18 protein-coding genes are annotated in these 24,169 nt (G+C 60.0%); 10 read left to right on the top strand and 8 right to left on the bottom strand.

What is annotated here, in order from left to right; translation table 11 throughout:
• Window positions 1–29: 29 nt before the first annotated feature.
• Complete coding sequence (locus tag PH605_RS04115; protein WP_142844368.1) at window positions 30–518, top strand: DUF2867 domain-containing protein; 489 nt, start codon at window positions 30–32, stop codon at window positions 516–518.
• On the opposite strand, the gene PH605_RS04110 is transcribed toward PH605_RS04115, so the two are convergent.
• A complete protein-coding gene (locus PH605_RS04110; protein ID WP_142844367.1) occupies window positions 502–1,599 on the bottom strand; it encodes a TraB/GumN family protein in 1,098 nt (365 codons plus the stop codon). The two genes, PH605_RS04115 and PH605_RS04110, sit on opposite strands and share 17 nt — an antisense overlap.
• 80 nt (window positions 1,600–1,679) lie before the next feature.
• The gene (locus PH605_RS04105) at window positions 1,680–2,627 is read right to left on the bottom strand and encodes a tyrosine recombinase XerC (RefSeq protein WP_142844366.1); all 948 of its coding nucleotides are present in this window, start codon (window positions 2,625–2,627) and stop codon (window positions 1,680–1,682) included.
• A 121-nt stretch (window positions 2,628–2,748) separates the two neighbouring features.
• On the opposite strand from PH605_RS04105, the gene PH605_RS04100 reads away from it, so the two are divergent.
• From PH605_RS04100 to fdhD, 8 genes are all read left to right on the top strand, one after another.
• On the top strand, window positions 2,749–4,965 hold the full coding sequence (locus PH605_RS04100; protein WP_142844365.1) for a primosomal protein N': 2,217 nt from the start codon (window positions 2,749–2,751) through the stop codon (window positions 4,963–4,965).
• 79 nt (window positions 4,966–5,044) lie between these two features.
• Window positions 5,045–5,431: an AGROH133_08824 family phage infection protein gene (locus tag PH605_RS04095; RefSeq protein WP_003523527.1), complete on the top strand. Its 387-nt coding sequence runs from the start codon at window positions 5,045–5,047 to the stop codon at window positions 5,429–5,431.
• Between the two features lie 261 nt (window positions 5,432–5,692).
• The gene (locus PH605_RS04090) at window positions 5,693–6,259 is read left to right on the top strand and encodes a F0F1 ATP synthase subunit delta (protein ID WP_170988551.1); all 567 of its coding nucleotides are present in this window, start codon (window positions 5,693–5,695) and stop codon (window positions 6,257–6,259) included.
• Entirely contained in the window at window positions 6,259–7,788 is a 1,530-nt protein-coding gene (gene atpA / locus PH605_RS04085) for a F0F1 ATP synthase subunit alpha (protein WP_004443771.1), read from the top strand. Before PH605_RS04090 ends, atpA begins: the two co-directional genes overlap by 1 nt.
• Window positions 7,789–7,818: 30 nt before the next feature.
• Window positions 7,819–8,697, top strand: coding sequence for a F0F1 ATP synthase subunit gamma (locus tag PH605_RS04080; protein WP_035263533.1), 879 nt, complete (start codon window positions 7,819–7,821; stop codon window positions 8,695–8,697).
• 23 nt (window positions 8,698–8,720) lie between these two features.
• Window positions 8,721–10,175, top strand: coding sequence for a F0F1 ATP synthase subunit beta (gene atpD, locus PH605_RS04075; RefSeq protein ID WP_142844364.1), 1,455 nt, complete (start codon window positions 8,721–8,723; stop codon window positions 10,173–10,175).
• 130 nt (window positions 10,176–10,305) lie between these two features.
• Complete coding sequence (locus tag PH605_RS04070) at window positions 10,306–10,716, top strand: F0F1 ATP synthase subunit epsilon (protein ID WP_003492358.1); 411 nt, start codon at window positions 10,306–10,308, stop codon at window positions 10,714–10,716.
• Between the two features lie 356 nt (window positions 10,717–11,072).
• Entirely contained in the window at window positions 11,073–11,879 is an 807-nt protein-coding gene (gene fdhD / locus PH605_RS04065; protein WP_080856820.1) for a formate dehydrogenase accessory sulfurtransferase FdhD, read from the top strand.
• Window positions 11,880–11,924: 45 nt separating this feature from the next.
• On the opposite strand, the gene PH605_RS04060 is transcribed toward fdhD, so the two are convergent.
• The 5 genes from PH605_RS04060 to PH605_RS04040 form a co-directional block, all read right to left on the bottom strand.
• Complete coding sequence (locus PH605_RS04060) at window positions 11,925–13,694, bottom strand: methyl-accepting chemotaxis protein (protein WP_078052388.1); 1,770 nt, start codon at window positions 13,692–13,694, stop codon at window positions 11,925–11,927.
• Window positions 13,695–14,025: 331 nt separating this feature from the next.
• Window positions 14,026–14,502: a chemotaxis protein CheW gene (locus PH605_RS04055; RefSeq protein WP_003504949.1), complete on the bottom strand. Its 477-nt coding sequence runs from the start codon at window positions 14,500–14,502 to the stop codon at window positions 14,026–14,028.
• A gap of 228 nt (window positions 14,503–14,730) precedes the next feature.
• On the bottom strand, window positions 14,731–18,891 hold the full coding sequence (locus PH605_RS04050; protein ID WP_142844363.1) for a translocation/assembly module TamB domain-containing protein: 4,161 nt from the start codon (window positions 18,889–18,891) through the stop codon (window positions 14,731–14,733).
• Window positions 18,892–18,936: 45 nt separating this feature from the next.
• A complete protein-coding gene (locus PH605_RS04045) occupies window positions 18,937–20,862 on the bottom strand; it encodes an autotransporter assembly complex protein TamA (protein ID WP_142844362.1) in 1,926 nt (641 codons plus the stop codon).
• A gap of 175 nt (window positions 20,863–21,037) precedes the next feature.
• Window positions 21,038–21,289 carry a YMGG-like glycine zipper-containing protein gene (locus PH605_RS04040; RefSeq protein WP_003492347.1) on the bottom strand — a complete coding sequence of 84 codons (252 nt, stop codon included), beginning with the start codon at window positions 21,287–21,289 and terminating at the stop codon, window positions 21,038–21,040.
• A gap of 370 nt (window positions 21,290–21,659) precedes the next feature.
• On the opposite strand from PH605_RS04040, the gene hemA reads away from it, so the two are divergent.
• Window positions 21,660–22,877 (top strand): 5-aminolevulinate synthase, encoded by a 1,218-nt coding sequence (hemA, locus tag PH605_RS04035; protein ID WP_142844361.1) that lies wholly within the window; start codon window positions 21,660–21,662, stop codon window positions 22,875–22,877.
• A gap of 35 nt (window positions 22,878–22,912) precedes the next feature.
• Here the strand turns inward: hemA and dxr are convergent, their stop codons facing one another.
• Complete coding sequence (gene dxr / locus PH605_RS04030; RefSeq protein WP_142844360.1) at window positions 22,913–24,106, bottom strand: 1-deoxy-D-xylulose-5-phosphate reductoisomerase; 1,194 nt, start codon at window positions 24,104–24,106, stop codon at window positions 22,913–22,915.
• Window positions 24,107–24,169: the final 63 nt, after the last annotated feature.

Here is a 24,169-nt window from a genome sequence, read left to right as displayed (position 1 = left end):
CTGCCGCATGGCGCGGCCGGGGTTCGGGAATGCGGGATTTCGAAGACATATTACCGGACGCCGACTGGCGGGATCGCTATCAGGGAGAGATGATGACGCCGGAGCCGTCCTCACTCGATGTGAGCAGGCTCCTTCTCGATCATCCTCCTGCATGGATCCGCAGCCTTATGGCGCTTCGAAACCGCGTGGTGGCGCGTTTCGGTTTAAGAACGGTCGAAATGGTGGCTGGGACGTCGGCGGGTGGTTTTCCAGTCCTGTCCTCCACGCCACAGCGGACTGTGCTCGGCTTCGACGACCGCCATCTCGATTTCCGGATCGTCGTCGATCTCGAAGAGAAGGAAAACAGCCAGCTGGTGAGTGTCACCACCATTGTCAGGCGCAAGAACCTGTTTGGGCGGATCTATCTTCTTGTCGTCGGACCGTTTCACCGCCGCATCGTGCCAGCGACGATGCGGCCGTTCTGCGCCAATGTCCGGCCCGTCAGCATCGGGAGTGAGCCGGTCAATCGACCCGCGTGAGGGTGAAGCCTTCCGCGCGCAGCAATTCGACAAGGCCTTCCTCGCCCGGCAGATGCAGTGCACCGACGGCCATGAAGACATTGCCCCTGGCAAGCTCGGGGGCCGCACGTTCCGCCATGACGTGGTTGCGGTCGGTGATGATACGCTGCTCGAAGGCGGCGTAGCCCTGTTCGCTTTCCGCTGCGGCCTTCTTGGGGTCCATGCTTTTCAGCATGGGCATCGTCATGCCGATATCGCCAGCGACGTAGAGATCGGTCATGGTTGTCATGATGTCATCCATGCGGTCGCCCAGTTCAAGCGTTTCGATCAGCGCCTGAAGATGAAATTCCATCGGCAGCTCCGACATGGCCGTCAGCTGTTCCACCATTGTCTCCAGCCCGACAAGGTGTTTTCCGTCTGCAATGGCATCTTCGGCCAGCTTCTTGTCCAGAAAGGAGAGGCCTGTTGCCTTGCGGGCGAACTCACAGGCGGGAAGGGCGACGAAGCTCGAAAGCATCCATGGCTTCATGCGCGATACGGCGTTCAGCGGAATGCCGCGCTCCTTGAGGCCCTTTTCCAGACGCGCGACATTTTCCGGCGACAGGATGTCGGTGATCGATTTGCCATCCAGAAACATGGTGAGTTCGGGCTTGCTCAGCAGCGACGCCGCGACCTTCTTGTCATCGACGATTTCGTCCGATTCCACGATCACCGTCGCGGCTTTTTCAAAGGCGGGGCTGGCGGCGGCAGGCATTTCCAGAACACGCGGATCGGTGACATGCATGGTGCCGAGAAGATAGGACGTGGGCGTTCCCGCCTTTTCGATGCGCCAGAAATTGCCCTTGCCGTTCGGGATCGCGGCCGCTTCCTGCTCGATCTTTGCGAAGGTCTGCGGATCGGTCTTGCGCATCTCCACGAGAATGTCGCTGCCGGTGCAGGTGATCTGCTGCTGCGCGGCTTCCGCTTGCCCCAGCGAAAGCAAGGTCATGAGCAGGATTGCGACGGCGGTGACATGCAGGGCGGCAAGTAGCCACAGCAGGGCGTCGCCGGTCTTGCCCATCAGGGTGGCGGTGAGGTTTTGCGGTTTTATCAGGCTGTGCATCGGTCCAATCCGGTTGTCGTTCGCTTATAGAACGGCGGCTTGGATGTCTGGTTAATTATTATGGTTAACCATTTCCTGCTTCATGCGCGCGGATGGGCGTTGTCGTAGATTTCCAGCAGTCTCGTAGTGTCGACCCCGGTATAAACCTGCGTAGTGGATAGGCTCGCATGGCCGAGCAGTTCCTGAATCGTGCGCAGGTCGCCGCCGCCGGCGAGAAGGTGCGTGGCGAAGGAGTGGCGCAGCGCATGCGGCGTGGCGTTTTCCGGCAGGCCGAAAGCGCCGCGCAGTTTCTGCATTTCCCTCTGGACGATGGCGGGCTGCAGCTTTCCGCCGCGTGCGCCGAGGAACATGGGCTCATCCGCCGACAGGGCATAGGGGCAAAGCTTCCTGTAGGTATCGACGGCTTCCGTCACCACCGCCAGCAGGGGCACAATCCGCGTCTTGTTGCCTTTGCCGGTAATGCGCAGGCTGCGGGCGCCGGGCGGGAAATCGGCCGGGGTAAGACCGAGCGCCTCGGAAATGCGAAGGCCGCAGCCATAAAGCAGTGAAAGAACCGCGGCATTGCGGGCGGCGATCCATGGTTCGTCGTTCAATTGCGCTTCACTCGTGGTGATTTTCAGCGCCTGCCGGTCGGTCAGCGGTTTCGGTAGCGATTTCGGCTGTTTGGGCGCGCGCATGGCGGTGGCGCCTGCGGCGTTCACCAGACCTTTTTTCTGCAGGTGATGGAGCAGGGAGCGCAGGCCTGCCAGATGCCTGCCCAGCGAACGTGCGCCGGCGCCTTCCTTGCGCCGGTTTGCCAGAAAGGCGCGAAGATCGACCGGACGCAGATCGGCAATATCGGTGATGGAGGCCGGTTTGCCGATATATCCTGTCAGGAATGTCAGAAATTGCCGGGTATCGCGCTCATAGGCCTCGACGGTATTGTCCGAAAGCCGGCGTTCGCCCGCGAGGGCGGAGAGCCAGGACTGGCGCTCATCGAGAAGATCGGCTTGGGCAAATGTCAGGATTTCGGTCACGCGGCGCTCCATTCCATGCTTCGAAACTATGCGCTTATGGTCAGCATTTGGTTAAGAGGTAGACTTTGCAAGGCGCGCCCACTACATCCGGGCGGTTTCCTTTTTCCTGTCGCCGGGGCATGGTCGCCACATCATGGCAAAAGATTCGTCCGATCTGTTTGGGGCTCTGTTCGACCCGCCGTCGCCCACGCGCACGGTGCCCGTTCTCGTGCCCATGCCGGCGCCCGGGCCCTACAGCTATTCGGTGCCCGAGGATATGGTGGTGGAGACCGGTTCCGTCGTGCAGGTACCGCTCGGCCCCCGACAAGTCTTCGGCGTGGTGTGGGACGATGCGGGCGAGAAGGGCGTCGATCCGAAGAAGCTGCGGCCCATCACCAAAAGTTTCGAGTGCCCGCCGCTGAAGGCGGAAATGCGCCGCTTTGTGGACTGGGTCGCCGCCTATACGCTTTCTCCGCCCGGCCTCGTGGCCCGCATGGCGCTCAGAGCCCCCGCGGCCTTCGATCCCGAACCGATGATCGAGGGGCTGCGGCTGACCGAAGGCCGGCCGGAGCGCCTGACCCCCGCCCGCGAGCGGGTTATGGAACTGGCGGCTGAAGGGCATGGCTGGACGAAGAGCGGGCTTGCCCATGCCGCCGGCGTTTCGACCAGCGTGATCGATGGTCTCGTCAAGCAGGGCGTGTTCGAGACGGTGTTTCTGCCGGCGCCGCCTGTCGTGGCCGAACCCGATCCTGATTATGTCGAGCCGCGTCTGGAAGGCCCGCAGAAACAGGCCGCTTCGGAAATACTCGAGGATGTGCGCAAGGGCGGCTTTCATGTTTCGCTGATCGACGGCGTCACAGGTTCTGGGAAAACCGAGGTCTATTTTGAGGCGGTGGCCGAGACGCTCCGGCAGGGCAAGCAGGTTCTCATCCTGCTGCCCGAAATTGCGCTGACGGCGGCCTTTCTTGAGCGTTTTCAGGACCGTTTCGGTGCGAAACCGGCGGAATGGCATTCGGACCTGTCACCGCGCATGCGCGAAAAAGTCTGGCGGCAGGCGGTGACGGGCGAAGTGAAGGTGGTGGCCGGCGCGCGCTCGGCACTTTTCCTGCCCTTCGACAATCTCGGTCTCATCATCGTCGATGAAGAGCACGACCCCGCCTATAAGCAGGAAGACCGCGTCTTCTATAATGCCCGCGACATGGCGGTGGTGAGGGCGCGGATCGCCGAATTTCCGGTCGTGCTGGTTTCGGCCACGCCTTCGGTGGAAAGCCAGGTTAATGGCAGCTCGGGGCGTTACAACACTATTCACCTGCATACGCGGTTCGGCGATGCGGCAATGCCTGACCTGCATCTTGTCGATATGCGGCGTCATCCGCCGGAGAGGGGAGGGTTTCTGTCACCCGTCCTGCTGCGCGGCATTGGCAAGACCATCGAAAAGGGTGAGCAGGCGCTGCTGTTCCTCAATCGTCGCGGTTATGCGCCGCTGACGCTCTGCCGGGTCTGCGGCCACCGTTTCCAATGCCCGCAATGTTCCAGCTGGCTGGTGGAGCACCGGTTCCGCAATCAATTGCAGTGCCACCAGTGCGGCCACAACGAGCCGACGCCCGATCATTGCCCGGAATGCGGCACCTTCGATCATCTGGTGGCCTGCGGGCCGGGTGTGGAGCGCATTGCCGAGGAGGTGGAGAAACATTTCCCGGAAGCCCGCACCATCGTGCTCTCTTCAGATCTCATGGGCGTCAAGCGCCTGCGGCTGGAGCTGGAGGCGATCGTCAAGGGCGAGGCTGATATCGTGATCGGCACGCAGCTCGTCGCCAAGGGACATAATTTTCCGCTGATGACACTTGTGGGCATCGTCGATGCCGATCTCGGCCTTGCCAATGGCGATCCGCGTGCTGCGGAGCGAACGTTTCAGCTGCTGTCGCAGGTGACGGGGCGCGCCGGGCGAACGGGGTTGAAGAGCCATGGCCTGTTGCAGACCTATCAGCCGCAGCATCCCGTCATGCAGGCCATCGTTTCGGGCGATGCATCGGCCTTCTACGAAAGGGAAATCGTGGAGCGGGAAAAAGCCGTTCTGCCGCCTTTCGGACGGCTTGCCTCGATCATCGTTTCGGCCGATACGCGCGGGGAAGCGGAAACCCATGCCCGTGGTTTAAGGGCCGCAGCCCCGCAAGTTGCCGGCATCATGCTGCTCGGCCCGGCGGAAGCGCCGCTCGCGCTCATCCGCGGTCGCCACCGTTTCCGCCTGCTGGTGCACGGGCGGCGCAATTCCGACATGCAGTCTTTTCTCCGCACGCTTCTGGCCAATGGCCCGAAAGAGCGCGGCAGCGTGCATGTGCAGCTCGATATCGACCCGCAAAGTTTCCTTTGAACTTTGCCGCCGGGGCGTTTTCCCGCTGTCATGACCGTGTCATAACGCAGCAGGCAGTCAAAATGATTTGGGGAACGAGATGGAGTTTTATTTTCCCGCCGAGTTCGGCGAGCAGCTGGCCTTCGGAGCGGCGGTGGTTTCGGCCGTGATGGGCCTTTTTTTCATGTTTGCGCCGGGTATTACGCTTCGTGCCTTCGGTCTCCAGCCGGCGGGTGAGCGCAGGGATGGTTATGCACTCGTGCGCTCGTCGCTTGCCGGGTTCTATCTCGGTCTCGGCGCCGCCGCCCTGCTTCTCGCGCAGCCCATGGTCTATCTCGCCTTTGGGGCGGCTTTCGGCCTCAGTGTCTTTGGCGGCATTCTCTCCATACTCTCCGATGGTGGCGCAACCATGCGGAATTTCTTACTTCTGGTTGTACACTTTCTGCTCGCTGCACTGTCGTTGAGCTACGTGTTCGGGCTGGTCTGAAGCGGGCTTTTTGCCTTTTGTGACGCACAGATGCCGCATCCTGGGCGAAATCGGAAAATTTAAACGCATTCCCCCTTGCCCAAACGGCGCTTTCCGCTATTACGCGTGTTGCGAGTCCCGGCGTCCTATGCTAGACGGACCGCGAAATTGGGAAAAGGCAGGGGGGAATTCCGGTCTTTTTCGGGGAAATTGAAACGATTTCAAGAATTTGATGCGGTGGAGCCCCATCGCTGATGGTCTTGGACGATTAGCAGGGAAAAAGTGCCCGTGGCAGACACCTCCCATGGAACATCCGGTGTAGCGGAAAGGTATGCGTCGTCGCTTTTCGAGCTTGCTTTGGAAGCGGGTGCGGTCGAAGCGGTTCAGGCCGATCTGGATAAGTTCGGCGCACTTCTCGACGAAAGCGACGATTTGAAGCGTCTGGTTGCGAGCCCGGTGTTTTCCGCCGAGGATCAGTTCAAGGCAATCACCGCGATCTGCGAAAAGGCCGGCATTGCCGGTCTCGCGCTCAATTTCCTCAAGGTCGTTGCGAATAACCGCCGTCTCTTTGCCGTTCCCGGCATGATCCGCGCCTACCGCACCATTGCCGCTGCCCACCGCGGCGAAATCACCGCCGAGGTTACCTCGGCACATGCGCTCGACGAGGCGCAGGAAACTGAACTGAAGGCGGCGCTGAAGAGCGTTACCGGCAAGGATGTGGCGGTTTCCGTTACCGTCGATCCGTCGATCCTCGGCGGCCTGATCGTCAAGGTCGGCTCTCGCCAGATCGATACGTCTCTTCGCACCAAACTTTCCACCCTTAAGCTTGCACTGAAAGAGGTTGGCTGATGGATATCCGCGCCGCGGAAATTTCCGCAATTCTGAAAGATCAAATCAAAAATTTCGGCAACGAGGCGGAAGTCTCGGAAGTCGGTCAGGTGCTTTCCGTCGGTGACGGTATCGCCCGCGTCTATGGCCTCGACAATGTTCAGGCCGGCGAAATGGTCGAGTTTCCCGGCGGCATTCGCGGCATGGCGCTCAACCTCGAAGCCGACAACGTCGGTGTGGTTATCTTCGGTTCGGACCGTGACATCAAGGAAGGCGACACCGTAAAGCGGACTGGCGCTATCGTTGACGTTCCTGTCGGTCCGGAACTGCTTGGCCGCGTCGTTGACGCGCTCGGCAACCCGATCGACGGCAAGGGCCCGATTAATGCCGCCAAGCGTTCGCGCGTTGACGTCAAGGCTCCCGGCATCATTCCGCGCAAGTCGGTTCATGAGCCGATGTCGACCGGCCTCAAGGCCATCGATGCGCTCATCCCGGTTGGCCGCGGCCAGCGCGAGCTGGTCATCGGCGACCGCCAGACCGGCAAGACCGCCATCATTCTCGATACGATCCTGAACCAGAAGGCCATTCACGACAATGGCCCGGATGGCGACAAGCTTTATTGCGTCTACGTTGCTATCGGTCAGAAGCGTTCGACCGTCGCCCAGTTCGTGAAGGTTCTGGAAGAGCGCGGCGCGCTGCAGTATTCGATCATCGTTGCTGCTACCGCTTCCGATCCGGCTCCGATGCAGTACCTCGCTCCGTTCGCCGGCTGCGCCATGGGCGAGTACTTCCGTGACAACGGCAAGCACGCTCTCATCGGCTACGACGACCTTTCCAAGCAGGCCGTTGCCTATCGTCAGATGTCGCTTCTGCTGCGCCGTCCTCCGGGCCGCGAAGCTTATCCGGGCGACGTTTTCTACCTCCATTCCCGTCTTCTCGAGCGCGCTGCAAAGCTCTCCGACGAAATGGGCGCCGGTTCGCTGACGGCTCTGCCGGTTATCGAAACGCAGGGTAACGACGTTTCGGCCTTTATTCCGACCAACGTGATCTCGATCACCGACGGCCAGATCTTCCTTGAAACCGACCTGTTCTATCAGGGTATCCGCCCGGCCGTTAACGTCGGTCTGTCGGTTTCGCGCGTTGGCTCCGCCGCCCAGATCAAGGCGATGAAGCAGGTTGCCGGCTCGATCAAGGGTGAACTCGCCCAGTACCGCGAAATGGCCGCCTTCGCCCAGTTCGGTTCGGACCTCGACGCTTCCACGCAGCGCCTGCTCAACCGCGGCGCCCGCCTGACCGAGCTTCTGAAGCAGCCGCAGTTCTCTCCGCTCAAGACGGAAGAGCAGGTTGCGGTGATCTTCGCCGGTGTCAACGGCTACCTCGACAAGGTTCCGGTCGCACAGGTCGGCAAGTTCGAGCAGGGTCTGCTTTCCTACCTCCGCTCGGAAGGCAAGGCGATCCTCGACACCATCCGCACGGAAAAGGCTATCAGCGACGATACCAAGGGCAAGCTCAAGGGCGCTCTTGATAGCTTCGCCAAGTCTTTCTCGTAATCAGGGCTCTTTTACTCGGACGGATAACGGATGCCTTCACTAAAGGATCTGAAAAACCGCATTGCCTCCGTAAAGGCGACGCAGAAGATTACCAAGGCGATGAAAATGGTCGCCGCGGCGAAGCTTCGGCGCGCCCAGGAAGCTGCGGAGGCCGCCCGGCCTTATTCTCAGCGCATGAGCGCCGTTCTCGCCAACATCGCCAAGGCGGTCGAGGCGGACGTTGCTCCGGCGCTGATGACCGGCACCGGCAAGGACGACGTGCACCTGCTCGTCGTCTGCACGGCTGAACGTGGCCTTTGCGGCGGTTTCAACTCGCAGATTTCCCGTTTTGCCCGCGATCACGCCCGCAAGCTGATTTCGGAAGGCAAGACGGTCAAGATCATCACGGTTGGCAAGAAGGGTTACGACAGCCTTCGCCGCGAATTTGCAGCCAACATCATCGAGCGCATCGAACTGCGCGACGTGAAGAAGGTCGGTTTTGAAAATGCCGACCAGATTGCCAAGAAGGTGATCTCGCTCTTCAACGCCGGTGAGTTCGATGTCTGCACGCTGATCTACTCGGAATTCAAGTCCGTCATCAGCCAGATCCCGACCGGTCTGCAGCTCATTCCGGCCGCAACGCCTGTTGTGGAAGAGGATGCCGCAACGCAGAACGCCGTCTACGAATATGAGCCGGATGCGGCTTCTATTCTGGAAGACCTTATTCCGCGCAACATTTCGGTTCAGGTTTTCCGGGCTCTGCTCGAAAACGTTGCCGGTGAAATGGGCGCCAAGATGAGCGCGATGGACAATGCAACGCGCAATGCCGGTGAGATGATCAACAAGCTGACGCTGTCCTACAACCGTCAGCGTCAGGCTCAGATCACCAAGGAACTCATTGAAATCATTTCGGGCGCGGAAGCGCTCTGAGGTAAGGAAAGAGGGTAAGGATAATGGCTAAGGCAGCTACCCCCAAGAAAACCGCAGCGGTGAACGGCGCGGGCAAGGTTACCCAGGTTATCGGCGCTGTTGTCGACGTGGCGTTCGAAGGCGAACTGCCTCCGATCCTGAACGCGCTCGAAACCGAGAACAATGGCAACCGCCTCGTTCTGGAAGTCGCGCAGCATCTCGGCGAAAACGTCGTTCGCACCATCGCCATGGACTCGACCGAAGGTCTGGTTCGCGGTCAGGGCGTCGTCAACACGGGTGCACCGATCTCCGTTCCGGTTGGTCCGGAAACGCTCGGCCGTATCATGAATGTCATCGGTGAGCCGGTTGACGAAGCCGGTCCGATCGTTACCGCTTCCAAGCGCGCGATCCACCAGGACGCACCGGCCTATGTCGAGCAGTCGACGGAAGCGCAGATCCTCGTCACCGGCATCAAGGTCGTCGACCTTCTGGCTCCTTACGCCAAGGGCGGCAAGATCGGCCTGTTCGGCGGCGCCGGCGTTGGCAAGACGGTTCTCATCATGGAACTGATCAACAACGTCGCCAAGGCGCACGGCGGTTACTCGGTATTCGCCGGTGTTGGTGAGCGTACCCGTGAAGGCAACGACCTCTATCACGAAATGATCGAGTCGAACGTCAACAAGCTCGGCGGCGGCGAAGGTTCCAAGGCAGCACTGGTTTACGGCCAGATGAACGAACCGCCGGGCGCCCGTGCCCGTGTCGCTCTGACCGGTCTGACGATCGCTGAAAACTTCCGTGACGAAGGTCAGGACGTTCTGTTCTTCGTGGACAACATCTTCCGCTTCACGCAGGCTGGTTCGGAAGTGTCGGCTCTGCTCGGCCGTATTCCTTCGGCCGTGGGCTACCAGCCGACGCTCGCAACCGACATGGGCCAGATGCAGGAACGCATCACCACCACGACCAAGGGTTCGATCACCTCGGTTCAGGCCATTTACGTTCCCGCCGACGACTTGACCGACCCGGCACCTGCCACCTCGTTCGCCCACCTTGACGCAACGACGGTTCTGTCGCGTTCGATCGCTGAAAAGGGTATCTACCCGGCTGTTGACCCGCTCGACTCCACCTCGCGTATGCTTGACCCGATGATCGTCGGCGAAGAGCACTATGAAGTGGCTCGTAAGGTTCAGTCGACCCTGCAGCGCTACAAGGCTCTCCAGGACATCATCGCCATCCTCGGCATGGACGAACTGTCGGAAGAAGACAAGCTGACGGTTGCCCGCGCCCGCAAGATCGAGCGTTTCCTGTCGCAGCCGTTCTTCGTTGCTGAAGTCTTCACCGGTTCGCCGGGCAAGCTCGTCGCTCTCGAAGACACGATCAAGGGCTTCAAGGGCCTGGTCAACGGCGAGTATGACAGCCTGCCGGAAGCTGCTTTCTACATGGTCGGTTCGATGGAAGAAGCCATCGAAAAGGCAAAGAAGCTGGCTGCCGAGGCTGCCTGATCATGAATTGGCGGGCGCGTGGCTTTAGCCGCGCGCCCTGCCGACAATGGTGGCGAACCGGAACGGCTTTCGCCCGCGTTGTAAAAGACAAGTCCGTGACGCCCGCGTAATTGAAAAGAAGTGAATAGCCATGGCTGACAGTTTCAAATTCGATCTCGTTTCCCCGGAGCGTCTGCTCGTTTCCGAAACGGTTACGGAAGTCGTCATCCCGGCTACGCTGGGTGAAATGACCGTTCTGGCCAATCATGCGCCGACGATGACCACGATCAAGCCGGGCCTGGTAACGGTGAAGTTCGCTTCCGGCGAGACGCATAAATATGTCGTCTTCGGTGGTTTTGCCGATATTCTGCCGACCGGCTGCACGCTTCTCGCCGAATCCGCCGTTTCGGCCGATGACATGTCCCCCGACACGCTGCAGAAGCGTATCGATGCGGCCAAGGCCGAAATCGAAGAGGGCAATCATCACCACGAACATCTGACCAAGCTTGAAAAGCATCTTTATGAACTGACGAACCTGCATGAGGTTCTCGTCGCTGCTTGAAAGCACCGGGCGGGTTCGAAAGAATGACTGCCCACAAAAAACCTAAAGCAGAAAGCGGCCGTTTCGGTCGCTTTTTTGTTTTGGGCTGTTGCCTCACCATATCCAGGCGAAGCATGGCTGCTTTCGCACAGAAGCCCGTCACTTGGCCCGGTCTGAGCTTCCGAACGGCGTCGGCGGGATCGCATCAGTGATGCACGTGCGGAAAATGGGTGAGGCAAGGAGTCCCTTCAACGGGCGCACCCGTGAAACCGATTCCGATTTTCAGGGCTTTCGGTTAGATGTGATAACCGGGAAGAAATGCTGCTTTGAGATCGTGAGAGAGACGAAGCGGATTTTCGTCATGGAGGAGTGATCGGGTGTCGGCAAAGGCAAGTTACCGGAGGGTCGCAAGAACCGCTTTGCGCGAAGGGGTCATAGTGGAGGGCGAGAGGGCGGTGCCGGAGGAGGTGCCGGTTGCCTTTTCCTATGGCGGCAGCACCCATGCCGTGATGATGGCCAGCCCCGCTGATCTTGTCGATTTCGCGGTCGGTTTCAGTCTTACGGAAGGCATCATATCCACAAGGGCAGAAATCCGTTCCATCGAGGTGATCGAGGCCGGGCAGGGCTTCGATGTTCAGGTGGATTTGCAGGATGCCAATGCGGATGCGCTGAGGGCAAGACGGCGGCATATGGCAGGCCCCGTCGGCTGCGGTCTTTGTGGCATTGAATCCATAGAACAGGCGGTCCGCGTGGTACCGGAGTTGAGCGGCGTGGAAGTCTCCATTGACGGAGATGACATCGTTGCTGCGGTGAAAGCGCTGAATGAAGCGCAAAGCCTCAATCGCGAAACAAGGGCAGTTCACGGCGCGGGTTTCTACAATCCTCAAAAAGGGCTGCTTGCTGTCCGCGAAGATGTCGGCCGGCACAATGCGCTCGATAAGCTCGCAGGTGCGGTCGTCAATGCGGACCTATCGCCCGATACGGGCATTGTGGTGGTCACCAGCCGACTGTCGGTGGAAATGGTCCAGAAGACCGCCATTCTTGGCAGCCCCATTCTGGCGGCGATCTCCGCGCCCACGGCGCTTGCCATCGAAACGGCCGAGAGTTCGGGTGTCACACTTGTGGCGCTGGTGCGGGGTGAGGATTTTGAAATCTTCACCCGGGCGGATCGTATCCTTCTATAACATTAAGGCCGCCGTTTCCCGGCGGCCCTTGGCTTCAGAGCGGGCCTAGAACTCCGCCCATTCGGCCGCTGCGTTTCCGTGAGATCTTGGCGCGGCGGCATATCGCGGTTGCGGCGTCGGGAGCCGGGTGACGACGGCCGGTTTTTTGTCGGCCGGGCGGGCGGGCGATGCCTCGTGGGATATTCTGAACTGCCGCAGCAATTCGTGCAGATTTTCCGCTTCCGTGGCGAGGCCGTGGCTGGCGGCGGTGGTTTCCTCCACCATGGCGGCGTTTTTCTGGGTGGCCTGATCCATGACGTTGACGGCCTGATTGATTTCGCTGAGACCATTCGCCTGCTCGCGCGAGGCTTCAACGATCGCCGAGACATTGGTGTCGATCTCGCTCATCTGCGACTGGATATCCCGGAGCGCGCCGCCGGTTCTGCCCACCAGATCCACACCGTTGGCGACCTGCTCGCGGGAGGTGTTGATGAGGGATTTGATTTCCTTGGCCGCAACGGCGGACCGTTGTGCGAGTTCGCGGACTTCCTGCGCCACAACGGCGAAACCCTTGCCCGCTTCGCCGGCCCGGGCGGCTTCGACACCCGCATTGAGGGCCAGAAGATTGGTCTGGAAGGCGATGTCGTCAATGACGCCGATGATATTGGTGATTTCACCCGAGGAACGCGAGATCGCATCCATGGCGGAAATTGCCTGCTGGACGATATCGCCGGAGTGTTCGGCATGTTCTCTTGTTCGCAGCACCAGCTTTCCGGCCTCGCCGGCGCGCCGGCTGGCATCGGTAACGGTGGTGGTGATTTCCTCCAGCGCGGCTGCTGTCTCTTCCAGCGAGGCGGCCTGCTGTTCGGTACGCTGCGAAAGCTGATCGGCAGCGATGCGGATTTCGCCGGAGCCCGAAGCGATTGTCGAGGCATTGTGGGCGATAGTCTGCATGGTGGCCTGCAGCTTGGCGACGACTTCGTTGAAGTCCGCGCGCAGCTTTTCCATGCTGGGCACGAAGCTGTTGTCGAGGCGCTGCACAAGATCACCTTCGGCAAGCGCCCGCAGGGCATCGGCAAGCACACTGATGGCGCTCATGCGCGGCGTGACATCCGTGGCGAATTTCACCACTTTGACAACCTTGCCCGCCTCGTCCAGCACCGGATTATAGGCGGCCTGGATCCATATTTCCTTGCCGTTCTTTCCATAGCGGACAAATTCATCCGAGATGAATTCCCCTGCCGCCAGTCGCGGCCAGAAATTGCCATAGGCAGGCGAGGCGGCATAGGCCGGATCGCAGAACATGCGGTGATGCCTGCCCTCGATTTCCTTGAGGTCGTAATTCACCGTGGCGCAGAAATTCGGGTTGGCGGTAATGATGGTGCCATCCGGGAAAAACTCGATGGTGGCCTGCGAACGGGAGAGCGCCTCCAGCTTGCCCGCATCGTCCACGGCCCTGATTTTCTTGGCGGTGATGTCGGTGGCGATCTTCACGACCTTATAGGGTTTGCCGGAACGGAAAACCGGGTTGTAAGAGGCCTCGATCCAGATAACCGAGCCGTCCTTGCGGATACGGCGATATTCCCTGGCCTGGAACTCGCCACGGGCGAGAGACTCCCAGAATTCCTGATAGGCCCGCGACCCGGCAAGCTCGCTGTCGCAGAAGATGCGATGGTGCTTGCCGACGATCTCGGTGAGATCATAACCCAGCGCCGTGCAGAAATTTTTATTCGCGGTGAGGATATTACCCTTGAGATCGAATTCTATGACCGCCTGCGATCTCGATATGGCATCGAGTATATTTCTGTTATCTGCGCTTTTCCCTAACCCCAGCATTATACGTCCCCCAAAAACGGCCCACGGCGCGGTGAGCCGCACAGGATATGCGGTCCACGTCGTATCATGTTGAACAACGAACAGGTTTGCCGCCGAAGGCAGCAATGCAGGCACTTCCGTCTCTCCGCCTCGGTCAGGTATTGGGCCAGCGTGATATTCCTGCCGGCGTGATACTGTTCCAGGGCTTTTAATATTAGATATCCATAATATTAAAATGTTCTTATTTAGTAAGGCGAGGTAAAGAGTAAAAACAAAACCGCCGGGCAGGAAGCGCCGGCGGTCTGGACTGATCGATAGTCTTCGTGTTGCGTGGCCAGCCGAAAAGGCCTGATTAGGCCGCGAGATCTTCCGCTTCGGTTCCCTTGAACATTTTCGCAAGGTTCAGGAAGCAGATCATGCCGTGTTCGTTGGCGATGATGCCTTCCGAATAGGACTTGTCGAAGGAAGCCGAGATTTCCGGAACCGGCTGCACCTGGTTTGCCGGGATCGTCAGAATGTCGGAAACACGGTCGACGAGCATGCCGATGACCATGTTGTGCACTTCCGCCACCACGATGGCGCTTCTCTCATTGGCGACAGTGCTCTTCATGCCGAGCTTGTGAGCCAGATCGATGATCGGAATAACAGAGCCGCGCAGGTTCATGACGCCGATGACGTCTTTCGGTGCGTGGGGAATGGGCGTAGAAGGCGCCCAGCCGCGAATTTCGCGGATGGTCGTCGTCTTCACGCAGAATTCCTGATCATGCAGGCGGAACGCGATGATTTCGAGCGTCTCACCGCCAAAATTGGTAGAGTTAATCATTGCCATCAGAATTCTTCCCAATGCTCGCTGTGGAGGCCGGCGCAAGTGCACCGACACTTGCATATGCGGATTTGGCGTTCTGCCTGGTGCCTGAACAGCCGGAAACAATATTTCCGTCTTCAATGGATGATTTGTATCATCAGATGGTTTCGCAAACCTAAATGCGGAGTGGCCCTAGAGTATTTTACGCATTGTCCGGATGTAAAAAACCGCCACGCACTTTTACTGGAAATGCTAATATTCCTTCTCGTAAAATATGCCGGCTGCGCCTTCGCCATCGCCACCCGCTTCCCCGCGTAGCTTCACACCCCGCCCGACATCGAGGTTGATGATGGCTTTTGCGCCGGATTCGCCGCTTTGCTGTAGCTCGAGATAGGTTCTTTCGTTCAGATATTTACCGGCGGAAACACGGGCCTGTCCTTCGGAATCGGTCGAAATATCGAGATCGTCGACGCCGAGATTGCTTCTGAGCTTGTCGAACAGCGAAGTGGAACGCCCGCCGGCCAACTGGGCGGCGGCATCGGCCAGCCTTGCGATTTGCAGAGCCGAGAGTTTCGACATGGACTGGCCGAAGATCAGCTGCGCCATCACCTCATCCTGCGGCAGGGCCGGTGCCGAGGAGAAGGCAAAGGTCGGATCGTTGGCGTTGCCGGAAACGGCCACCGTGATGGTCGTCGAACCGACTGTCGAGTCGGCCTTCATATCGAGGACCGGAACGAGGCCGCCGCCGAAACTGATATTGCCGGTGGTGAAATCGAGGCGGCGAGTGAGGATTTCGAGCCGGCCACGGCGCATTTCGAAGCCGCCGGAAATGACCGGAACGGCTGCCGTGCCACGGATCGTCAGATTGCCCGTGAGTTCCGCATCGATGCCGCGTCCGCGCACGAAGATGCCGCTCGGTGCGTTCACCTGCAGATCGAGATTGATGGTGGACGAACTGCCGCTGCCGCCCTGATCAGCCCCGAGCGCCTTGGCCTGCGCGCGCACCTTCGGTGGCGCGTTCTTGTGCTTGACATCGATTTCCGTCAGCGAGGCCGGAAGCTTTTCCGGAATGGTGATGGCGCTTCTGTCCAGCGTCAGGTTACCGCCCAGCACGGGAGAATTCAGCAGCGGGCCCTTCAACGTCAGCGTGCCGCTTACCACCGTCGTCACCAGCGTGCCGTCATTATAACCGGCGCGATTGAGCGTGATCGATATATCGGCGGGGAAACCAGAACCACCGGCTATGCCGACGCTGCCGGTTCCCGAGATCGTTCCGCCGCCCGCCAGCTTGCCCGTCAGTCGCGAAATGACGGCGCGGTCGCGGTCGAAGGTGATGGTGGCGCCCAGGTCGTTGATGGTCAGGTTCCGGCGCACATCGGTCAGGCGCGTACCATCGGTGGTGATGCTGCCGGTAACGACAGGTGCGGAAGCGCTGCCGGAAATCTTCACATCGATGGCGGCGGTGCCGTCCACATCGAGGCCCTGCGATGCGGTTTGCGCCGCGACGGCAGAGAAGGGCAGTCTGCCGGAAAACGCCATGGAAAGCGGACGATTGCCGGCGATGCCGAGCGAGCCGCCGCCGGACAGCGACATGCCGCCCTGGCCGGATACATTGGTGTCGATCTGCAAGGTGCCGCCCGCAAAGCGGCCGTTCGCCTTGATGCCGAGCGCGGCGAGGCCTGCCGCGCGTGTCTGCGCGACCTCGGCATTGGTCCAGTTCAGATTGTAATCGACCGCGGGGTTCGATGCCGCACCCTTGGCGCTCACCGTGCCGGAGATGCTGCCTGCCGCATCCAGTCCGGTGGCGAAGGCATTTGCGAGACTGGCGGGCAGCGAACGGATATCGGCATTGATGTCGAGCGTCGATCCGGCGCTGCCGTTGACCTCAACGCGCCCTTCACCTGTGATGATGGTCAGATCTGAGATACGGGCCGTGCCGTTCTGGATGGCGATGGTGCTCGGTTTTTCAAGGCGAACCGCAATGCCCTTGGGGGCGGCGGAAAAGGCGTCGACGCGCACTGTCATCGGCAATCCGCCGGTCTCAGCGCTGCCTTTTACCACCAGCGGCGCATTGTCGTAACGGCCATTGACGTCGAACTGCGTCGTCGTGCCTGAATGGCCGATGGTGGCATTCAGGCCCGATATCGCGGCGGCGCCGGCATTGACGCTATCGGCGCTGACCTTGCCATTGATGGCGAGAGCCTGAAGATCGTCGATGGAAATATCGGCGGCGAGTTTCGAGATCGTTGTTGTGCCCTGGCGGATGCTGTTGCCATTGGCCTTGATCGTCGCGGCAATTCGGCCATTGGCGTTGCTCAGGGCGATATCGCCGGAAATATCGCCATCCGCCTGCTGCGCGGCGAGGGCCGCGAGCAGGGCGAGGTCGGGGAAATTGAAGGAGAGATTGCCCGATGGCAGGAATTGCTGCGAGAATTGCAGCTGCCCGTTCAGGATGTTCCGGCCTACGGCCACATGCAGCTCGGGGATGGCCGTGCCGTTTTCGGTCTGCACCACATCGGCATGGGCGTCGATCTTCTGTCGGTCGAGGCTGCCGCTGGCGGTGAGCTTTGCCTGAGGCGCGGCGGGATCGGCCTTGCCGGTTGCATTGACCTTCAGCGATTCAAGTGTTCGCCCGGCAAGGATTGCGCTTTCGGAACTCAGGGTGACGTTGAAATCCGGTGCTGCCAGCGCGCCGCTGGCCTCGATTGCAAAATCGGCGACGCCCTTCGCCTGTGGCGTCAGTTTTTCAAGAGCGGGAAATTTACCCGTCAGGCTGGCGCTCAATGCATCGTTTTCGAGGCCGACATTGCCGGTTGCTTCGATGGTTCCCGACTTGACGACGAGGTTTTCAAGGCTGGTGCGTCCGCCGATGGTCACGTCGATATCGCCCTGGAGGGCGATGGTGGTGTCGAACTTTTCCGCAAGGGCCGGTGGAAGGGTGGCGGGCAGCGCGAAGAGCTGCACGCTGGAGGTCAGGCGATTGCCGGCGAGATCGAAACTGCCATTCAACGTCCCACCGACACTGGCGCTTTCCAGCGTCGCGCCGTCGAAGCCGATAGCTGACGAAGTGAGGCTGAGCGGCGCCTTGATGGTGAGGGGCGCCCGCACCAGCCGGTCGACATCGGGGCTGACGAAGGAGGATTGCGCCACGGACAGGACCGTCGCGATCGTGCCGCTGCGGTTGGCGATGTTGAGATCGGCGCTCTCGGCCGTCAGCTTGACGTCATCGAGCCTGCCTTGCGGCAGGGAAAGGCTGCGCAAGGATACCGTCGTGTTGAGATGCGCGGCGTCTGCACCGCCCTTGAGGGAAAGATCAAGGCCGTTGATGAGGGCCTGAACCTCGCCATTCTCCAGCGGCCAGCGAAAATCCACGGGGCCAGCGGTGCCGATGAGATTGGCGGCGAGATCGTTCTGACCGTTCGGATCGACCGTGCCTGACGCCGTCAACAGCAGGGTGCCGGTCTCCAGCGTGCTGCTGCCGATTTCGATGCGACCCTGCGGCGAAAGGGTTGCATTTGCGTCGAGCTTTGTCTCGCCAGCAAAAAGCTGACGGAAGGCCGGGGGCAGAAGTAGATCCGGCTGACCACCGCCTGCAATTTCGATACGGCGGGTGCCATCATCTGCAAGAAGGTGGCGACCGGTGACGTTGACGACAGGGTTGCCGGCGACATTGCCGCGCAGCGTACCCGTCCAGTTGGAAAGCGGGCCTTCGCCGTTGAGGTCTATCGCCACCGCAGGTGTTCCCGGAAGAGAAAGCAGCGTGGCGAGAAGACCGCCTTCGGGCTCCTTCATCTCCGCTTTCAGCTTCAGGACATTCTCATTCGGAAGGAAGGCGATGTCGGCATTGACCTCCGCATCCGGCGCATTGAGCCGATGGGCGGTGAGCGACAGCCGCATATCGTCCTGGGCAGCCGTCAGGTTGCCTTCCGCGTTGAGGTCGAACGGACGGCCGAGAAGCGATTGGCCGAGGCTGATATCTGGAAAGCTGAACTTGTCGACGGCGATTTCGATCGGCAGCGAGGAATTGCCGGAGCTCTTGGTCGATGTCTGCTCCGGGGCAAGCGGTTTGCGCTCGACATCGATCGATCCGGCCGAGACCCGGTCGGCATGGAAGGTGCCGGCAAGCAGCGAGAGTGGCGACCAGTCGACGGCGATCTGGCTCACGCGGGCATAAGGTCCCTGCCGGTCTGAAAGGGTGACATTGTCGAGCCGCAGGCGGCCGGTCAAAAGGCCGCTCGGGGGCGAAATTTCGATTACCTGATCGGGCGTGGAAACGATCGATGAAATCTGCTTTGCGGCAATTCTTGCGCCCATCGGGGTAAAACCGACGAACAGAACCGCAAGCAACACCAGCACCACGCCGCACAAGGCAGCGTAGCCCAGCCATTTCAGCAATCGAATCAACGTTTTCATAAAGGGTAATCTACACTCTGTTGCAAGGGTGTTCGACTGCGGCGTTTAAAAAGACTGACCGATGCCAGCATAAATGCCGAAACTGTTGCCACCATCGTATTTGTCGAGCGGCATGGCGACATCGAGACGCAGAGGCCCGAAGGGCGTCGCGTAACGCAGACCGATACCGGCGCCAGCCCGGATATCGGAAAAATCGGGTGCCACGTCTTCCGAAACCACACCCGCATCGATGAAGGGGACGATGCCGATCGTTTCGGTGACCTTGATGCGGGCCTCAATGGAGCCGACGACATAGGAGCGGCCGCCCGTCGCATCGCCGGCGGCATTATACGGCGATATTTCCTGATAGCTGTAGCCGCGTACCGATCCGCCGCCGCCGGCATAAAAGCGCCTGGTGGTGGGTATGTCCTGCAGATCGCTGCCACCGACCAGCACGCCGCCGGAAAGCTTTCCGGCCATGATCAACCGGTCCTCGGCGCCAAGTCCCTTATAGCCCGAAATGGAGCCTTCGAAAGAGGAAAAGAAGGTGCCGTTCAGTGCTTCATAGCTTGGCTTGGCGGCCACAGAGGCGCGAAAGCCTTCTGTCGGGTTCAGCTTGTCGTCGCGTGTATCACGAACGAATTCCAGCGGGATGGAAGTGGTAAGATATTCGTTCTTGCCGAATGCGTCTTCCGTATCGGCCCATTGCACCTCGAGGCCGGCTGCGGCTGTATCGGTATCGTTCAGCTCGTAGGCGAAACCGGCCGTGCCAGTCACGGTCTTGGCGTCGTATGTATCCGGGTGTTCGGTCTTGGCAATCAGGCTGGTCTTGAATGTGGTGCGTGGATTGAACATGCCGGGCTTGGTGAAAGTGATACCCGCCGAATAATCCATGCCTTCGACGCTCGATGCCTCTGCGATGCGCGAAACCGAACCTTCGATACGCAGCGATTCCGCCTGCCCGAACAGGTTCCTGTGGCCCCAATAACCCTGGAGGCCGATGCCTTCCGTGGTGGAATATTGCGCGCCGACGCCGAAATAGCGGTGCTTGCCTTCCGAAACCTCGATGGTAAGCGGAATGGTGCCGTCGCGCGCCAGCGTTCCCGCTTCCTTGATGGTCAGGCTGGAAAAGACGCCCAGCTGCCGCAGCCGGTCGGCGGCCTTGCGCAGTTTTTCCGGCGAATAGGGCTCGCCGCCATTGAGGCGCGAATAACGGCGGATAAAATCGCCATCGACGGTTTTTTCCCCCGTAACGGTCACCGTGCCGAGGGGCGCCACGGGACCGCCTTCGGCCGCCATGGTAATGTCCACCGTGTTTGTCGCGTGGTTGGCGACGGCCTCGCGTTTCGTCAGCTTCGCAAGCGGACGGCCTTCGGCCTTCAGATCATCGATCAGCTTGTTGCCGGCGCGGATGATGGCGAGAGAACCCGCGTCGCCGCCGGTCGTCAGGCCATATTCCTCAAGGTTGCGGCCGGTGACATCGCCTTCAAGCCTGACATTGCCGAGTTTGAAGACCGGGCCGGGCGTAACCGTAATGACCACGGGCACCGGAGCGGAATGATCGAACACCGGATTGGGCGGCAGGCTATCCACATCCTTGCCGGCAACGGTGACCTTGACGATGCCGCCATAACGGGCGTTTTCATAAAGCGCCGCGATCAGCCTGTCCCGGTCGTCTCTTGCCTTTATCAGAAGGCCAAGATCGCCGGAGGCCGGTTTGTCCTTGTCGGCAAGAAGCAGCGAACTGTTTTCCAGGCTGTCTTTCAGGGAACTATCGGCGTCCGTGGCATCGAGCGTGACGGCGTATTTGACGGGGTTGATAACCTCGACCTCCGGTTCTTCCGAACCCCAGAGGCGCATGCCGAACAGTTTGAAGGCAAAGGCATCACGGGTAAACGCCGGATACAGGGCGAACGTCACAGCAACCGCAAGCGCGGTGCCAGCTTTCCGATACGCAATACCTGTCTTCGGGTTAGTTCGTGTTCTTCGCATAAGCTGCTTTATGGTTGAGCCTTTATTGTCGCCCTAACCCGTTTCCTGTCCGTTAACATTGCAATTTAATCATAAATAAACGGCTTTGAGGACCCTTGCGCTTGTGTTTTGCCGCCCAAAACGCAAAAAGCCCCGGTTGACCGGGGCTTCTGTGCAACGGTATTTAGCGAAGCGATTAGCGGCAACGCGCCGTGTAACGCTGACCGTACTGGTCGCGATAATAGCAATAGCCCGGTTCGGAAGCATTGCCGATGAGGGCACCGCCCACGCCGCCGATTGCCGCACCCACTGCCGCGCCACGAACGTTGCCCGTGATAGCGCCGCCAAGGACAGCACCGGAAACGGCGCCGATTGAAGCTCCCTTTTCGGTCTGCGTGCAGCTTGCGAGCGACAGGCCGACCAGCGCAAATATGATTGCCTTTTTCATGAAACTCTCTCCAACGTTACAATGAGCTCTTGTGGCTCGGTAGGCGTCCCATATTTATCTGCGGCGACTGCTACCTCCGACCGCCACAGATAACTAACAATTCGATGTCGTTTAGGGAAGCCTCCACTTTCGGCATTCCTCCGAGCGTAATCGATTGCGTCCCAAACAACGGCGCGGCGCAAAAAAGGTTCCAAAAATCCGGGTTTTTTGATGTGAATCAATTTTGTACTTTTCATCGGGTTCTATAAACGGTTTATTGGAATGGTTCAAAACAACGGCGAATTGACGCAGACGCGGTTAATGTGGCCCGCAAGGGTTGACGCTCCCGGTGTCGAGGCACAAAACGATCTGGTCAATTCTGGAGCATGGCATGGACTTCGAGGCATTTTTCACGACGGAACTGCAAAGCCTGCATTCTGAGGGACGTTATCGCGTTTTTGCGGATATCGAGCGCCAGCAGGGCAATTTCCCACGTGCGACACGGTATAACGCCAATGGCGAGCGCAAGGATGTGACCGTCTGGTGCTCCAACGACTATCTCGGCATGGGCCAGAACCCGAAAGTCATCGAAGCCATGAAGGCCGCCATCGATCACTGTGGCGCGGGTGCGGGAGGCACCCGGAATATTTCTGGCACCAACCACTACCACGTCCTGCTCGAGCGCGAACTTGCCGATCTCCACGGCAAGGAATCGGCGCTGATTTTCACCTCGGGTTATGTCTCCAACTGGGCGACCCTCGGCACGCTCGGTCAGAAAATTCCGGGCCTGATCATTTTCTCGGATGCGCTCAACCATGCATCGATGATCGAAGGCATCCGTTATGGCCGCTGCGAGCGGGTGATCTGGAAGCACAACGATCTCGAGGACCTCGAAGCCAAGCTCAAGGCGGCGGATCCGAATGCGCCGAAGCTGATCGCCTTCGAATCCGTCTATTCGATGGATGGCGATATCGCTCCGATCAAGGAAATCTGCGATCTGGCCGACCGTTATGGCGCCATGACCTATCTCGACGAAGTTCATGCCGTTGGCATGTATGGAACGCGTGGCGGCGGCATTGCCGAGCGCGAAGGCCTGATGGATCGCCTGACGATCATCGAGGGAACGCTCGGCAAGGCCTTCGGCGTCATGGGCGGCTATATTACCGGCTCCACGGCAGTTTGCGACTTCATCCGCTCCTTCGCTTCCGGCTTCATCTTCACGACGGCCCTGCCGCCGTCGCTTGCCGCCGGTGCGATTGCGTCGATCCAGCATCTGAAGGCAAGCCCCTTCGAGCGCGCCCGCCATCAGGACCGGGTGCGCAAGCTTCGCGGCCTTCTCGATGCGCGCGGTATTCCGCACATGGACAACCCAAGCCACATCGTGCCTGTCATGGTGGGTGATGCCGCCAAGTGCAAATGGATTTCGGATATCCTGCTCGACAGTCACGGTGTCTATGTGCAGCCTATCAACTATCCGACCGTGCCGCGCAAGACTGAGCGCCTGCGCATTACGCCGACACCGCTGCACAGCGATGCCGATATCGAGCATCTGGTCGGCGCGCTGCACCAGCTCTGGTCGCATTGTGCGCTGGCGCGGGCGGTGGCGTGAGGCCGCAGTTTAGATAAGAGAAGACCGGGCCGCGTTTACGCGGCCTTTTCTTTGGTGGCGATCAGTTCGCGGGCGTGACGACGGGCTTCGTCATCCGCTGCGAAGACATCTTCAATCGTGGCGGCGGAGCGACCGTCATGCAAACGGTCCATGACCGTTTCGACGATCTCGGCCATATCGAGAAAACCGATATTGCCTGCAACGAAAGCGTGAAAGGCGGTCTCTTCGGCGGCATTCAGGGCGGCGCCCTGTAGACCGCCGCGCTCTAGCGCGGTGCGAGCCAGACGGATCGCCGGGAAACGGGCCTCATCCGGCGCTTCGAAATCGAGCCGCGCCAGTTTTGCGAAATCCAGCCGCTCGACACTTAGATTGCCGCGTTGCGGATAGGTGAGGGCATAAGAAATAGCAGTGCGCATGTCGGGAGAGCCGAGCTGGGCGATATAGGAACCGTCGGTGTAACCCACCATCGAATGGATGATCGACTGCGGGTGGACGATCACCTCCACCTGATCGGGCCTGAGATCGAAGAGATATTTCGCCTCGATCATTTCCAGCCCCTTGTTGAACATGGAGGCGCTGCCGATGGAGACCTTCAGTCCCATCGACCAGTTGGGATGGGCGCGGGCGATATCCGCCGTAACATTGGCCATCTCCTCGCGCGACCATGTGCGGAATGGGCCGCCAGATGCGGTCAGCACGATGCGTTCCACGGCCTGTTTATGTTCGCCCGTCAGGCATTGGAAGATTGCGCTGTGCTCGCTGTCGACCGGGATCAGCCTGCCGCCGCCCTGCTTGACCGTGCGCAGAAAAACATCGCCAGCCGAAACCAGGCATTCCTTGTTGGCGAGCGCTATGTCTGCGCCACGCCGTGCGGCTGTAAGAGTAGGTGCAAGGCCGGGGGTTCCGGCAATCGCCGCCATCACCCAGCCGGCATCCGTCGACGCGGCCTCTTCGAGGCCGGATTTGCCCGCCGCAACCGCGATGCCGGTGCCGGCAAGGGCCGATTTCAGCGCTTCGTATTTGTCGTCCTCGGCGGTAACCGCCAGCCGCGCGCCGAATTCCCGCGCCTGTTCCGCCAGAAGCGCGATGTTGCCCGCGCCGGTCAAAGCCGTGATCTCGAACGCGTCGCGGCCACCCAGTTGGCGGACGACATCCAGCGTATTGGTGCCGATCGAACCGGTCGAACCCAATATTGTCAGCTTGCGTGGCATTTCACTGGCATTCGTCATTTTCAGTCCGTAGGTCGTTTCCGGTTCGCACCTCTCGGTGCACGTCGTTTTCCCGAAAACGCC

The sequence above is a fragment of the Agrobacterium sp. CFBP 3001 genome, from assembly GCF_027871605.1.
Classification (GTDB): Bacteria; Pseudomonadota; Alphaproteobacteria; order Rhizobiales; family Rhizobiaceae; genus Agrobacterium; species Agrobacterium leguminum.
Note: the sequence above shows the minus strand (reverse complement) of the source record. Positions and strands in the feature narration are given on the sequence as shown.

Excerpts from the sequence above, each read along its gene's own strand:
- atpA (WP_004443771.1), top strand. The coding sequence starts at position 6,259 with ATGGATATCCGCGCCGCGGAAATTTCCGCAATTCTGAAAGATCAAATC.
- PH605_RS04095 (WP_003523527.1), top strand. The coding sequence starts at position 5,045 with ATGGAGTTTTATTTTCCCGCCGAGTTCGGCGAGCAGCTGGCCTTCGGA.
- PH605_RS04105 (WP_142844366.1), bottom strand. The coding sequence starts at position 2,627 with ATGGAGCGCCGCGTGACCGAAATCCTGACATTTGCCCAAGCCGATCTT.
- PH605_RS04060 (WP_078052388.1), bottom strand. The coding sequence starts at position 13,694 with ATGCTGGGGTTAGGGAAAAGCGCAGATAACAGAAATATACTCGATGCC.
- PH605_RS04045 (WP_142844362.1), bottom strand. The coding sequence starts at position 20,862 with ATGCGAAGAACACGAACTAACCCGAAGACAGGTATTGCGTATCGGAAA.
- PH605_RS04040 (WP_003492347.1), bottom strand. The coding sequence starts at position 21,289 with ATGAAAAAGGCAATCATATTTGCGCTGGTCGGCCTGTCGCTCGCAAGC.
- PH605_RS04080 (WP_035263533.1), top strand. The coding sequence starts at position 7,819 with ATGCCTTCACTAAAGGATCTGAAAAACCGCATTGCCTCCGTAAAGGCG.
- hemA (WP_142844361.1), top strand. The coding sequence starts at position 21,660 with ATGGACTTCGAGGCATTTTTCACGACGGAACTGCAAAGCCTGCATTCT.
- PH605_RS04100 (WP_142844365.1), top strand. The coding sequence starts at position 2,749 with ATGGCAAAAGATTCGTCCGATCTGTTTGGGGCTCTGTTCGACCCGCCG.
- dxr (WP_142844360.1), bottom strand. The coding sequence starts at position 24,106 with ATGACGAATGCCAGTGAAATGCCACGCAAGCTGACAATATTGGGTTCG.
- PH605_RS04070 (WP_003492358.1), top strand. The coding sequence starts at position 10,306 with ATGGCTGACAGTTTCAAATTCGATCTCGTTTCCCCGGAGCGTCTGCTC.
- atpD (WP_142844364.1), top strand. The coding sequence starts at position 8,721 with ATGGCTAAGGCAGCTACCCCCAAGAAAACCGCAGCGGTGAACGGCGCG.
- PH605_RS04055 (WP_003504949.1), bottom strand. The coding sequence starts at position 14,502 with ATGGCAATGATTAACTCTACCAATTTTGGCGGTGAGACGCTCGAAATC.
- PH605_RS04115 (WP_142844368.1), top strand. The coding sequence starts at position 30 with ATGCGGGATTTCGAAGACATATTACCGGACGCCGACTGGCGGGATCGC.
- PH605_RS04050 (WP_142844363.1), bottom strand. The coding sequence starts at position 18,891 with ATGAAAACGTTGATTCGATTGCTGAAATGGCTGGGCTACGCTGCCTTG.
- PH605_RS04110 (WP_142844367.1), bottom strand. The coding sequence starts at position 1,599 with ATGCACAGCCTGATAAAACCGCAAAACCTCACCGCCACCCTGATGGGC.